This window comes from Pseudomonas sp. Hz4 (genome assembly GCF_054898165.1).
This window is the reverse complement of record NZ_CM142719.1, coordinates 1,240,319-1,252,406: the sequence shown is the minus strand read 5'-3', so window position 1 is coordinate 1,252,406 and position 12,088 is coordinate 1,240,319. Positions and strand designations below refer to the sequence as shown.

Genomic DNA, 12,088 nt, shown 5'->3' with positions numbered 1-12,088 from the left:
TTTGGCCGCTGCTTTTGCAGCGGCCTTTTTTATGGGTACGTTTTGTTCAATTGCGACAGCCCTCGTTGGCGCAAGTACTGCTCGACAACTAGAGAGTGTTCTTACATAAATTAAGGACTAATCTTTCTATTCACAAAAACAGCACAAAACTGCGCACCTTACATATAGAAACCTCCTACAACCTTTTCGGACCCAGCCTCACCCGCCCTGACGTAAGCTTGTTCAGCACCCGATTAATTACGTTCATGGAAGATCCAAAATGTCAGGAAAACACGGTCCCCCGCACGAATTACCGGCAACTAGTATTGTTGGACAAAGCACCACCATTGAATTACCAACAACTTATGTTGGAAAACAACCGAAACCTGGAAAGCACCCAAATGGCGGTGGGTTCAGCGTTCCACCGACACGCCCAGGAGGAATAGGCCCTGGCATTACATATAAGGAACATTTAAGAGGTCAAACTCTGAGGAACGTCTTTGCTACGGAGAAGTCAGCACAAAACGATTATGCGGCGAAATCCCAGGATTTGCCAAGAGCAACGGAGGTCGAATTCGCAAATTTTAAAACCCAATACCCCGCTGCAACATCTACACAGACACAGGCATACCAACACGAACTAAAAATCAGCAATATTTTAATTCAGCAGAAAACAGCTGAACTGCATGTACAAACAGGGCTCGCCAACGCGTTCTACGGCCACAGCCCTCTCAATGCGACAGCAAAAGACTATATCGCCAAGGTAGAAACTCTTGAGAAAACTGTACAGCCTTATGGAACAGCTTATACAACATGGGCTAACTCCTACAAAGCTGCTTACTCTGCAAAACTACTGACAGAGCAAATTCAGCTTTTAAATAACAAACAAGTCCATGTGCAGAACCTTCTTGCCGCTGCGCATGCGCAAGAACAAAGGCAGCAAGCATCTGATCAGGAAGCGCGACGGGTAGCTGCTGAACAAGAGCGACTGGCGAAGGAGCAAGAAACAAAACGCGTAGCCGCTGAAGTGGCCCGGTTGGCAGCGGAACATGAAGCCCAACGGGTTGCCGCCGAACGGGCGCGAATGGCGGCAGAACAAGAAGCACAACGGGTTGCCGCTGAAGAGGCCCGCAAAGCGCAGAAGAAGAGAGCAGCAGAGGAAGCTGCTGCCAAAAGCCGTGCAGAACAGGATGTACGATTGAAATATCTTGGCTCCTGGTCGGAGTCGTTAGATATCGACCAAGCCAATCGCCAGTTCCCCGTATCGGGTTCAGCGGCTTCGGTAGTTCCGGTATTTACCGTAGCAACAGGAAGCATCTTTACAACTGCTAATACCGCTTTGGCAATCAAGGATGCACTGCGATTGGCAGTAGCAGCAGTTATTGCAGCATTAACCACGTCTACCGGTGTGGTAATTGGCGGATTTGCGGCGCTCCTGTTCCCCTCGCCACTTAGTAACAGCGAGCTCTACGCTTTGAGCGTCCCGCTCTCGGATCTCACTCCCGACGATCTCAATGACTTGTACGCCATCGCCGAGGCCAGTGGGGAAATCGAATTGCCGGTATCCATCGGCTCGAGAACTGTGGATGACACCATAGAGTTCGTTGTCGCCGCCACAAACGGAACGACGGTACCTTCCAAGGTATTGGTGCGGCTTGCAACTCTCGATCCAGGCCTGAATATTTACAAGTCCTACAGCCCAGATGCCCCTTCTATCGGCATGACCTGGACGCCGATTGTTGAGCAAAAAAACGCATCAACAACGTCTCCGGCTCGCGAGTCGAGGATTTTCATTTACAACGGCACTACTCCGGCCCCTTTGGAAGGAAGACTTGATGAATATCCGGAACTGGATCTCTACAGCTTTGGTGGTTTCATCAATGTCTTTCCGGCTGAATCGGGTATTCCTCCGATCTACACGATGTTCAGGGATCGGCGGGATGATCCCGGAGTGGCTAGTGGGTATGGAGAGCCAGTATTGGGTATTTGGCTGGGATCAGCCTCGCAAGATAATGGAGCGGTGATTCCCAATCAGATTGCGGATAAACTTCGAGGACAGAATTTTTCGAGTTTCAGGGCTTTTAGAGAGGCTCTCTGGAGAGCTGCAATTGCCGATTCTGAGTTATCCAAACAGTTTACTGCCAACAATATTCAAGAAATGAAAAACGGAAGAGCCCCTTTTTCGCGAAAAGACGACAGGTCAGGTGGCAAAGTAAAATTTGAGTTACACCATGTGAACCGTGTTTCTAGAGGCGGCGAGATCTACGATATCGAAAACATCCGAATTGTCACTCCCAAACGACACTCCGAACTACACAAAGGAGGAAACTGATATGAGCAACATTTCCGATTACACCGAAGAAGAGTTTCTTGAATTTTTAACTGAGATCTGCAGATCTGAATACCCGACTGAAAAAGAACAAATAGCCGCAGTACTTTTGTTTGAGGAGCTGACGGAGCATCCAGACGGTTCTGACTTATTTTACTACGCAGACTCAGACGAAGACTCCACCCCCGAAGCCATCATTAAAAAAGTAAAAGCCTGGCGAGCTGAAAACGGAAAGCAGGGTTTCAAAACCGAATAATAAATAAACGCGATGACTATTCAAACCAAGTGCAAACCCGACTTCAGCCGCTGCATTTTCAGCGGCTATTTTTATAGGCGACTATCCGACTGAGTTCGTCACAGACAAAACGCATGTCTGAAACTCCACTGGTCCCAAGCCGCGTCCCTGCGACTCATGGCACAAGGCTTAAATCGAATACTTCTGCAAATTCCCCATCATTTCCTTCAACGCTTCAATGTTGTCCTTCGGATGCACCGCGCCTTCGAAATCGCAGATCTGCTGCCAATGCGCCGCCACCTCTTCCGGGGAGAAACCAACACGAGGGTCGAACCCGGCACCCAGGCTTCGTTCCCAGCGGACCTTGCCCATCCAGCCGCCGCCGACCTCAAATAACCCGGAGGTTTCCTGGCAGTTCTCGCTGGCGAGGTACACCACCAGCGGGCTGACCAGTTCCGGTTTGAGTTGTTCGAAGACTTGCGGCGGGATCAGGCCTTCGGTCATGCGGGTGCCGCCGGTGGGGGCAATGGCGTTGACCAGGATGTTGTTCTTGCGGCCTTCGATGGCCAGTGTGCGGGTCAGGCCGTAGAGGCCGAGTTTGGCCATGCCGTAGTTGGACTGGCCGAAGTTGCCGTAAATGCCCGAGGTCGAAGCCGTGAAGATGATGCGCCCGTAGTTTTGCTCGCGCAGGTGCGGCCAGGCGGCGCGGGTGACTTTGTAGGCGCCTTCGACGTGGACACGGTAAACCAGGTCCCAGTCGCCGTCGTCCATTTTGTGGAAGGTCTTGTCCCGCAGAATCCCGGCGTTGTTGACCACTACGTCGACACGGCCGAAGGTGTCGAGGGCGTTCTGAACGATTTTGTCGCCGTCAGTAACAGAGTCGTGGTTGGCCTCGGCGATGCCACCTGCCTCGCGAATTTCGGCCACCACTCTGTCTGCCGACGATGCGTTTGCACCTTCGCCTTGAGTCGAGCCGCCGAGATCGTTGACCAGCACTTTGGCGCCCTGTTTGGCGAACAGCAGCGCGTGCGCCCGGCCCAGGCCGCCGCCTGCACCCGTGATGATCACCACTTTATCTTCGAAGCGCACAGACTCATTCATTGGGGGACTCCAGCAGGCCAGGGAACAATGAGTCCGAGTGTCAGGCACGGCGATGCGGGTCACAATGAACAGCGGTGAGGCTGAATGGTGCGCAATAAGGCAGGGGGATAGTCAGGAGCAGGCGACCCTGCGCGGCGGTGAAACCAGCTGATCGCGAAACTCCAGATAGTGTTTGAGCACCTGCCCCGGCGCCTCGGTCTGAGGGTAGTGGCCAATGCCGGGCAACAAGACCGTGTCCGGATTCGGAATCAGTTCCCGATAGCGCTCGACCATGTGCGCACCGGAGATCGGATCGACTTCCCCATCGATCACCCGCAACTGCACTTCACCACGCTGCATGGCTGCGACCCAACGCTCGCGCTGGACACGCCGCTCAGGGATGTAGGTGATCAATTTGTGCATGATCCGTGGCCCGTGATTGCTCTCGATCAGGCTCCAGAAATCATCCATTTCGCTCTCGGTGGGACGGCTCTGCGGACCGAAGATTTGTCGGAAACTCTTCACCAGGCCGTCACGGGAAAAGGCTCGCCCGATCATCCAGCCCAAGGGGCTGAGCAGGAGTTTTTGCATCAATATCGGGCGATGGGTTTCGGGAAAGAGGCCGCCATTGAGGAACACACAACTGGCTACATCAATGCGCGCTTCGTAATGCCGGGCCAACAGTTCCTGGGCCACGCTGTCGCCATAATCGTGAGCCAACAGGTGCACCGGCTGCTCGACGTTCACGTGTGCCAGCAAAGCCTGTTGCAGATCGGCCTGCTCCAGCAGGCTGTATTCGTGGTCCACCGGTTTGGCGGAATCACCGAAGCCGAGCATGTCGCAGGCAATTACCCGATAGCGCTGGGTCAGCGGCTGCCACAGGAAATGCCAGTCCCAACTGGCGGTGGGGAAGCCATGAATGAGCAACAGTGGCTCACCCTGCCCCGCCGTCCAGTAACGGATGGTCTGGCCACGGAATACGAACGTCTGGCCGCGCTTGCGCCAGGCACTCAGGGGGATCTCGGCGAGTGGCATTAGAGTTTATAACCCGGGTCTTGTTTATCGAGTTTGCGCAGCAGCGCTGGCCAGGCCAGTGCGCCGCCCATCCCTTGAGCGCTTTTGGTGACGCCGGCGATCATCGCCTTGGCGCCCGCCAGAATCTGCGGTTCGATGGCGATCAGTTCGGCGCCACCGTTCTGCGCCAGCACCTGGATATCGCAGGCACGCTGGAAGGTAAACATCATCAGGAACGTGTCGGCGATGGTAGCGCCACAGGTCAACAGACCATGGTTGCGCAGCATCAGGAAATTGTTTTCGCCGAGGTCGGCTTGCAGTCGCGCCTTCTCTTCATGGTTTAGCGCAACACCTTCGTAAGCGTGATAAGCCAGGCTGGACAGGACAAACAACGACTGTTGACTGATCGGCAAAATGCCTTGTTTCTGCGCCGATACCGCGACACCTGCCGCGGTATGGGTGTGCAGCACGCAAACGACATCGTGACGAACCTCGTGCACCGCGCTGTGGATGGTGTAACCCGCCGGGTTGATCTCGTAAGGGCTGTCCATCAGCTTGTTGCCGGCCTGATCGACCTTGACCAGGCTCGACGCGGTGATCTCGTGGAACATCAACCCGAACGGGTTGATCAGAAAGTCTTCGGTAGTGGGCACCTTGGCCGAGATGTGGGTGAAAATCAGATCATCCCAACCATGCAGGGCGACCAGACGATAGCAGGCAGCGAGGTCGACGCGGGTCTGCCACTCGGCGGCGCTGACTTGGTCTTTGACACTGTGTGGTGATTGGGCGGGGGCTACGTTCACGGCAAGGAACCTCTAATTTTTATTCTTGGGGTTTCTATTGTTTACCGACGTTACAGCAGTCTAGTCACGCCCCGGGAATCGTGTAGTTGCATTGGCAGCCAGCTTGATGGCCTAGCGAGTCAGTCCGCCAACGAAGCTGGATCCACGTCAAAGTCCCGCCGCCAACAACGGTGCGGCGAACAGATTCAGCAGCCCCGTCAGAACTATGACTAACCCCGCCACCGAACCCTCCTCCCCTCCCACTTCATGCGCTCGGCTGACCCCGGCGCCATGCGACTGGGTTCGCAGCTCCACCTGACCGCTGCTGGCAGCGTGGTTCTGCAACGGGCCAAAGGCATGTTGCGGCTGCGCAACGAACTGCTCAGTGAGCTGGATGACTTGAGCTCCGTTTGCTGCAAGCCTGCCAGCAGCTGGGGTTTACGCCCAAGGAAGGCGGCCGCAGCGGCCAGGCCGACTTTCTCGCGGCGCTGGTGGCCGCCGGCCAAGGCGTGGTGTTATTGCCCCGCGTGGTGGCTCACGGGCTGGTGCGGCCAGGCGTGGTGCGCCTGACTTTGAACGCGCTGAGCTATCTGCGTTGGGACATCGCCTTCATCTGGCGTCAGGGCGCGTACCTGTCAAAAGCCGCGCAAGCCTGGCTCGCCTTGCTGCGCGAGCGTCCGGTCAGTTCCGCAGAGCGCTGACCAGCTCCGCCAGCCAAGGCTCGGCGTCGGTTTCCGGCGTCACGCTTTCACTGGCGTCCAGGCGCAGCATGGGCAGGACTTCACGTAGGCCCAATTCGCCGAACAATTCGCGCATCTGCTCACCGCCGCCGCAGAAGGTGTTGCCATAGCTCGCATCGCCGAGGCCGATTACCGCGCCCGGCAAGCCACGCCAGTCAGCCGGCAACTGGTCGCGAATTGCGAAATACAATGGCTGCAGGTTGTCCGGCAACTCGCCCATGCCAGTGGTCGAGGTCACCGCCAGGAAGGCTTCGGGGCAAAAGGCCTGAACATCGGCGAGGCTCGCACGCGGGTTGTACCAGGCTTCGAAACCCGCGGCGTTCAAAATGCTCGCGGCGTGGCGGGCGACTTCTTCAGCCGTGCCGTACACCGAGCCGGAAAGGATGGCGACTTTCATCAATCTGATCCTGAAGCTGAGTAAAAAGACGGGGGATATTAGCAGCCATGGCAAAAAAGCTGCGATTGACTCTCAATGAACGCTGATGGTCAGTAGACAGTGCTTCTTTTAGAATGCAGTCCACAATCAAATTGGAAAGGATTCTCCGATGATTAACGCCCAACTGCTGCAACTGGTGATCAACGCTTCCAACGACGGCATCGTGATTGCCGAAAAGGAAGGCGAGCAGGACAACATCCTGATTTACGTCAACCCGGCATTCGAACGCCTGACGGGTTACACCAGCGAAGAAATCCTCTACCAGGATTGCCGTTTTCTTCAGTCCGGAGACCGCGACCAGGAAGCTCTCCCATTTATTCGCGAGGCGTTGAGCAGTGGCGGTTCCTGCCGGGAAATCCTCAGGAATTACCGCAAGGACGGTACGCCGTTCTGGAACGAGCTGTCCCTTTCGACGGTGAAGAACCCCAGCGACGGGCAGACTTATTTTGTCGGTGTGCAGAAAGACGTCACCGTTCAGGTCAAGGCGCAGCAGCGAGTCGCGCAGTTGGAGGCGCAATTGGCTGAGGTCCAGGCCGAGCTTGCCGCACTAAAAGCGACGAACGGCGAAAACAAAACGAAGAATTGATTGTCATTAACTACAATCACCAGTGACTTTGTAACTATTTCTGTCGAGCAGATCATGCAACGCGACGCACTCCTGACTCAGGATGAGCTGGATTTTATCCAGACCATGCAACACAACCCGCAACTCAATGTGCGGGATGCGACGTCGAGCCTGCTCGTCAACGGTGGTTCACAAATCCGTGATTTGCTCACACGCTTAGCCGCTCATGAGCAAGTCACCCTCCAGGCCAACTTCGAAAATCAGCAAATGACCTTCCCCCTGCACCTGGTGGAAGACGAGTTTCACGCGATGCATTTACGCCTCGGCGTCCCCAGCATCTATGAAGACGGACCGATGGTCCGGCCCTGGCGCCTGGTACTCGAAGACCCGGTTGCGCTGGAAAATGCCAGTGGCCAACCCGGTACGTTGTGGGTGCACGAAGTGTCATTCAAAGGGGTTTTGGTGGAAGTTCGCAACAAGACCAAACCGCCAAAACATTTCGCCTTGTGGTTCAGCCCGTCCGGCTATGAGCGAATTGCGTTGCGCGGCTCCTTCGAGAAAGAAACCGCGAACGGCTTCTATGCCTATCAGTTCAGTCAGGATGATAAGGACGAAACCGAGCGCCTGCGCCAATACATCCTTCAGCAGCATCGGCTGACGCATCCGGCCATGCATCTCTGATTCAAGTATCCAGGTTGCCTGTCAGGAACTGTTTCAGACGCTGACGCATGACCACTCCCTCGTTACCCAGACATCCAATCGACGATCCAGCCAGGTTCTCCTGCACCAGATCGGACGCATCCCCCGCCAGCATCAACTGACAATCCAGGCTCAAGGCCAGGCGATTCAAACGCCGTGACAACTCGAGCGCAGGCGCGTGATTAGAAACCAGCACCAGCGCCTGGGGCTTGACCCTCTCGCAGACCAGAGTCAATTCATCGAATGGCTGACCGATAGCCAGCACTTGAATGGCCAAATCGACACTGCTCAAAAACAGCGCTGTTACCAGCAGTTCGAGTTCACGACACTGATCGTTCAGGGCGCAGACAATCACCCGTCGCGGCTGCCTGACACGCACCAGCAGCAGTCGCTGCAACACTCGATAACGCAGAAAACCATCCAGGAAAAGCCACTCGCTGGCCTGGCCGAACGCGTCATGGCGCTGCAGTAATTGCTTTCGGAGTGGAAGCAGAATGTCCTGAAACACGACAGTCAGAGGATAGCTTGAAAAGATCTGTCCATAGACCTGCTCCAGTTGGACCTCATCAAAGGCACTCACCACCGCCTGAACTTGCTGCTGCCATTGCGTGTAGTCAGCTTGCACGAGTTCATTGGAGATGATGTGCGAAAGCGTTTGAAGCGGTGCAATCCTGGCCAGGATCTTGCCAACTTTACTGACGGCAACGCCGCGATCAATCCAGTCCAGGATGCTGCGGACCCGATCGATATCGGCCATCGAATACAGGCGGTGCCCACTTTCGGTGCGCGAGGGCTGTATCAGCCCATAGCGGCGTTCCCATGCGCGGAGCGTGACCGGGTTGACCCCGGTCAGGCGCGCCACTTCGCGAATCGGGAACAGTTCTTCCTGTTCGAGAGGAAGACCGGGCTGCAATCCCGGGACAACTTCAGTCAGGACTGGCATTTTAAAAGTCTACGTCCGTGTCTAAATTGGATCCCATTCTAACTCTCCTGCCCCCCTACCATTCAAGACGTTGCTTACGACGAATATCACTGACGTACCCGGCAGAATCAGGAATAATCCTTGCTTGTTCTGAGACGTAGCCCACCACCCCGGCGCTGCGCCTGGCGAAACTCCTACCCGGAGCGACGCGATTGTTAAACGGAGATGCACAATGTCTACCTCACCCGTCACGCTGATGGTTGCGCGCCGCGTCGCCGATGGGCGTTATCAAGACCTGATCGCCTGGTTGCGTGAAGGCGAACAACTGGCTACCGATTTTCCCGGCTATCTCGGCTCTGGCGTGCTCGCTCCGCCGCCCGACGATGACGAATTCCAGATTATTTTCCGCTTCGCCGACGAACAGACCCTGCACGCCTGGGAGCATTCTGTGTCGCGCACCGCTTGGCTAGGACGCGGCAGCGACTTGTTCGCCCATCCAACGGAACATCGGGTCAGCGGCATCGAAGGCTGGTTCGGTGCGGCCGGCCAGCGCCCACCACGCTGGAAACAGGCCGTGGCGATCTGGTTGGCGTTCTTTCCGGTTTCCCTGCTGTTCAACTTTGTCCTGGGGCCGTTGCTGAGCGACATGGGGCTGCTGAGCCGGGTGTTCATCAGCACCTTGTGCCTGACCCCGCTGATGGTCTACTTCTTCATTCCGCTGTCGACTCATGTGCTGGCCGGCTGGCTGAACACCACGCCACGTCGGCGCTTGCCCGTCGAGCCCACCACCCAAAATCACTGATCCTTACAAAAGCCACCTTACGGCTCGTCGCTGGTATAGTTTTGCTCTTACCGCGACGCGAGCCGTTCATGACTTCTTCCGTAGCCCCGATCCTCATCACCGGTGCCGGCCAACGTGTTGGCCTGCACTGCGCGCAGCGTTTGCTTGAGGATGGCCAGCCGGTGATCTTCAGCTACCGCAGTGAACGCCCCGGTGTGCAAACCCTGCGCGACCTGGGGGCGACCGCAGTGTTTGCAGACTTCTCCACTGAAGCAGGGATCTTCGCGTTCATCAGCGAACTGAAAAACCACACCGACAGCCTGCGGGCGATTGTCCATAACGCCTCCGAATGGCTGGCCGAAACCCCCGACACCGACGCTGCGGCCTTCACCCGCATGTTCAGCGTGCACATGCTGGCGCCTTACCTGATCAACCTGCACTGTGCCGACTTGCTGCAACGCTCAAGCCCCGCCGACATTGTGCATATCGGCGACGACGTGACCCGCAAGGGCAGCAGCAAACACATCGGCTACTGCGCCAGCAAAGCCGGGCTCGACAGCCTCACCTTGTCCTTCGCCGCGAAATACGCGCCGACAATCAAGGTCAACGGCATCGCGCCTGCCCTGCTACTGTTCAACCCTGACGACGACGCGACGTACCGCGCCAAGGCCCTGGCCAAGTCCGCGCTGGGTATCGAACCCGGCAGCGAAGTGATCTACCAGAGCTTGCGCTATTTGCTCGACAACCCTTATGTCACCGGCACAACCCTGACCGTCAACGGCGGACGGCACATCAAATAAGCGGTCCCGCGAGGATGCTCCATGACGTTATCCCGGCCCCAGAATTCCCTGTCACAGAGCTACCGCGAGATCCTCATCGGCCTCGGTGAAAACCCCGACCGCGAGGGCCTGCAAGACACCCCGGCTCGCGCGGCAAAAGCCATGCAGTACCTCTGCCATGGTTACGAGCAAAGCGTCGAAGAGATCGTCAACGGCGCGCTGTTCGCTTCTGACAACGATGAAATGATCATCGTCGACAACATCGAGCTGTACTCGCTCTGCGAACATCACATGCTGCCCTTCATCGGCAAGGCGCATGTGGCTTATATTCCAACGGGCAAGGTGCTGGGCCTGTCGAAGATTGCGCGACTGGTGGACATGTTCGCCCGTCGCCTGCAAATCCAGGAAAACCTCACCCGGCAAATCGCCGACGCTGTACAGCAAGTGACCGGCGCGGCGGGCGTCGCGGTGGTCATCGAAGCCAAGCACATGTGCATGATGATGCGCGGCGTCGAGAAACAGAATTCGACCATGAACACCTCGGTGATGCTCGGCGCCTTCCGCGACTCGAGCAACACCCGCCAGGAGTTCCTGCAATTGATTGGACGGAGCAAATAGCAATGCCACAACTTCAACCAGGAATGGCACGCATCCGGGTCAAGGACCTGCGCCTGCGGACCTTCATCGGCATCAACGAGGATGAAATCCTCAACAAGCAGGATGTGCTGATCAACCTGACCATCCTGTATGCCGCTCAGGAAGCGGTGCGTGACAACGACATCGATCACGCGCTGAATTACCGCACCATCACCAAGGCGATCATCGCCCACGTGGAAGGCAATCGGTTCGCCCTGCTCGAGCGCCTGACTCAGGAAATTCTCGATCTGGTCATGGCCAACGAATCGGTGCTGTACGTCGAGGTCGAAGTCGACAAGCCACACGCCCTGCGTTTTGCCGAGTCGGTGTCGATCACCCTCGCGGCGAGCCGCTGACCGCGTCTGGCGCATTGTTCGCCAGGCTTTTATCATCCGCGCCACGATTTGATTGCACAGAGCCCCGCCATGAACGATCAACAACGCCTGGAACTCGAAGCCGCCGCCTTTCGCCGACTGGTCGCCCACCTGGACAGCCGCAAGGATGTGCAGAACATCGACCTGATGAACCTCTCCGGTTTCTGCCGCAACTGCTTGTCCAAGTGGTACAAGGCCGCCGCAGACGAACGCCAGATCGAAGTCAGCCTCGATGACGCCCGCGAAGTGGTTTACGGCATGCCGTACGCCGAGTGGAAAGCCCACTACCAGCAAGAAGCCAACGCCGAACAAAAAGCGGCGTTCGCCAAAGGAAAACCCAATGAGTGATTTGAACACCCTGCGCACCCGCCTCAAGAGCGGCGAACACGTCTTTGCCGACACCCTGGCGCTCATTGCCGCCGGCTACGACTACCAGCCTCAGGCTTTCAACAACGGTGGCGTGGAAAACGCAGCCGGGCAGAACGAAGGTTCGTGCAAAACCCTGGGTCTGGCGCTGCTGGAAGGCTTGAGCGATGAAGAAGCGCTGTTGGCGTTCGGCGAGCATTACCGTTCGGTGGTGGCGACGCCTGAAGGCAGCGACCACAGCAATATCCGCGCGTTGATTGCTCATGGTTTGGCCGGGGTGAAGTTCACTCAGCAGCCGCTGACTCGTCGCTGACTCCACGCCCACCCAACACATCCCGACTTTTAAGATTGACCCGGCGACTTTATTTCGT

15 protein-coding genes and 2 pseudogenes are annotated in these 12,088 nt (G+C 56.7%); 11 read left to right on the top strand and 6 right to left on the bottom strand.

Annotated features, from left to right (window positions below; all coding sequences use genetic code 11):
- The first annotated feature begins 259 nt into the window (after nucleotides 1-259).
- Together ACYZTR_RS05600 and ACYZTR_RS05595 are read left to right on the top strand one after the other, a co-directional pair.
- A complete protein-coding gene (locus ACYZTR_RS05600; RefSeq protein WP_461977099.1) occupies nucleotides 260-2,311 on the top strand; it encodes an S-type pyocin domain-containing protein in 2,052 nt (683 codons plus the stop codon).
- 1 nt (nucleotide 2,312) lies between these two features.
- Nucleotides 2,313-2,564 carry a bacteriocin immunity protein gene (locus tag ACYZTR_RS05595; protein WP_461977097.1) on the top strand — a complete coding sequence of 84 codons (252 nt, stop codon included), beginning with the start codon at nucleotides 2,313-2,315 and terminating at the stop codon, nucleotides 2,562-2,564.
- A 168-nt stretch (nucleotides 2,565-2,732) separates the two neighbouring features.
- Here the strand turns inward: ACYZTR_RS05595 and ACYZTR_RS05590 are convergent, their stop codons facing one another.
- The 4 genes and pseudogenes from ACYZTR_RS05590 to ACYZTR_RS05575 all read right to left on the bottom strand — a co-directional run.
- On the bottom strand, nucleotides 2,733-3,644 hold the full coding sequence (locus ACYZTR_RS05590; protein ID WP_461977095.1) for an SDR family oxidoreductase: 912 nt from the start codon (nucleotides 3,642-3,644) through the stop codon (nucleotides 2,733-2,735).
- Nucleotides 3,645-3,755: 111 nt separating this feature from the next.
- Nucleotides 3,756-4,658 (bottom strand): alpha/beta fold hydrolase, encoded by a 903-nt coding sequence (locus tag ACYZTR_RS05585; RefSeq protein WP_461977093.1) that lies wholly within the window; start codon nucleotides 4,656-4,658, stop codon nucleotides 3,756-3,758.
- Entirely contained in the window at nucleotides 4,658-5,440 is a 783-nt protein-coding gene (locus ACYZTR_RS05580; protein WP_461977091.1) for a class II aldolase/adducin family protein, read from the bottom strand. Before ACYZTR_RS05580 ends, ACYZTR_RS05585 begins: the two co-directional genes overlap by 1 nt.
- Nucleotides 5,441-5,587: 147 nt before the next feature.
- Nucleotides 5,588-5,716 (bottom strand): annotated as a pseudogene (locus tag ACYZTR_RS05575) (LrgB family protein); the annotation flags it as partial.
- Here ACYZTR_RS05575 and ACYZTR_RS05570 point away from each other — a divergent pair.
- A pseudogene (locus ACYZTR_RS05570) lies at nucleotides 5,714-6,120 on the top strand (LysR substrate-binding domain-containing protein); the annotation flags it as partial. The pseudogenes ACYZTR_RS05575 and ACYZTR_RS05570 sit on opposite strands and share 3 nt — an antisense overlap.
- Here the strand turns inward: ACYZTR_RS05570 and ACYZTR_RS05565 are convergent.
- Nucleotides 6,101-6,556 (bottom strand): flavodoxin, encoded by a 456-nt coding sequence (locus ACYZTR_RS05565; protein WP_461977089.1) that lies wholly within the window; start codon nucleotides 6,554-6,556, stop codon nucleotides 6,101-6,103. The pseudogene ACYZTR_RS05570 and the gene ACYZTR_RS05565 overlap by 20 nt on opposite strands.
- A gap of 148 nt (nucleotides 6,557-6,704) precedes the next feature.
- On the opposite strand from ACYZTR_RS05565, the gene ACYZTR_RS05560 reads away from it, so the two are divergent.
- Together ACYZTR_RS05560 and ACYZTR_RS05555 are read left to right on the top strand one after the other, a co-directional pair.
- Nucleotides 6,705-7,181 (top strand): PAS domain-containing protein, encoded by a 477-nt coding sequence (locus ACYZTR_RS05560; protein ID WP_461977087.1) that lies wholly within the window; start codon nucleotides 6,705-6,707, stop codon nucleotides 7,179-7,181.
- A 54-nt stretch (nucleotides 7,182-7,235) separates the two neighbouring features.
- Nucleotides 7,236-7,841 (top strand): hypothetical protein, encoded by a 606-nt coding sequence (locus ACYZTR_RS05555; RefSeq protein ID WP_461977085.1) that lies wholly within the window; start codon nucleotides 7,236-7,238, stop codon nucleotides 7,839-7,841.
- A gap of 1 nt (nucleotide 7,842) precedes the next feature.
- Here ACYZTR_RS05555 and ACYZTR_RS05550 read toward each other — a convergent pair whose 3' ends face one another.
- Nucleotides 7,843-8,802 carry a MerR family transcriptional regulator gene (locus tag ACYZTR_RS05550; RefSeq protein ID WP_461977083.1) on the bottom strand — a complete coding sequence of 320 codons (960 nt, stop codon included), beginning with the start codon at nucleotides 8,800-8,802 and terminating at the stop codon, nucleotides 7,843-7,845.
- 211 nt (nucleotides 8,803-9,013) lie between these two features.
- Between ACYZTR_RS05550 and ACYZTR_RS05545 the strand changes: the two genes are divergently transcribed.
- The 6 genes from ACYZTR_RS05545 (at nucleotide 9,014) to ACYZTR_RS05520 (ending at nucleotide 12,030) form a co-directional block, all read left to right on the top strand.
- A complete protein-coding gene (locus tag ACYZTR_RS05545; protein ID WP_461977081.1) occupies nucleotides 9,014-9,583 on the top strand; it encodes an antibiotic biosynthesis monooxygenase in 570 nt (189 codons plus the stop codon).
- Nucleotides 9,584-9,651: 68 nt separating this feature from the next.
- Nucleotides 9,652-10,362: a dihydromonapterin reductase gene (gene folM, locus ACYZTR_RS05540; RefSeq protein WP_461977079.1), complete on the top strand. Its 711-nt coding sequence runs from the start codon at nucleotides 9,652-9,654 to the stop codon at nucleotides 10,360-10,362.
- Nucleotides 10,363-10,383: 21 nt separating this feature from the next.
- Nucleotides 10,384-10,959: a GTP cyclohydrolase I FolE gene (folE, locus tag ACYZTR_RS05535; RefSeq protein WP_461977077.1), complete on the top strand. Its 576-nt coding sequence runs from the start codon at nucleotides 10,384-10,386 to the stop codon at nucleotides 10,957-10,959.
- A 2-nt stretch (nucleotides 10,960-10,961) separates the two neighbouring features.
- Nucleotides 10,962-11,333: a dihydroneopterin triphosphate 2'-epimerase gene (folX, locus tag ACYZTR_RS05530; protein ID WP_461977075.1), complete on the top strand. Its 372-nt coding sequence runs from the start codon at nucleotides 10,962-10,964 to the stop codon at nucleotides 11,331-11,333.
- A 69-nt stretch (nucleotides 11,334-11,402) separates the two neighbouring features.
- Complete coding sequence (locus ACYZTR_RS05525) at nucleotides 11,403-11,699, top strand: DUF1244 domain-containing protein (protein ID WP_461977073.1); 297 nt, start codon at nucleotides 11,403-11,405, stop codon at nucleotides 11,697-11,699.
- Nucleotides 11,692-12,030, top strand: coding sequence for a HopJ type III effector protein (locus tag ACYZTR_RS05520; protein ID WP_449643776.1), 339 nt, complete (start codon nucleotides 11,692-11,694; stop codon nucleotides 12,028-12,030). The genes ACYZTR_RS05525 and ACYZTR_RS05520 overlap by 8 nt, the downstream gene beginning before the upstream one ends.
- Nucleotides 12,031-12,088: the final 58 nt, after the last annotated feature.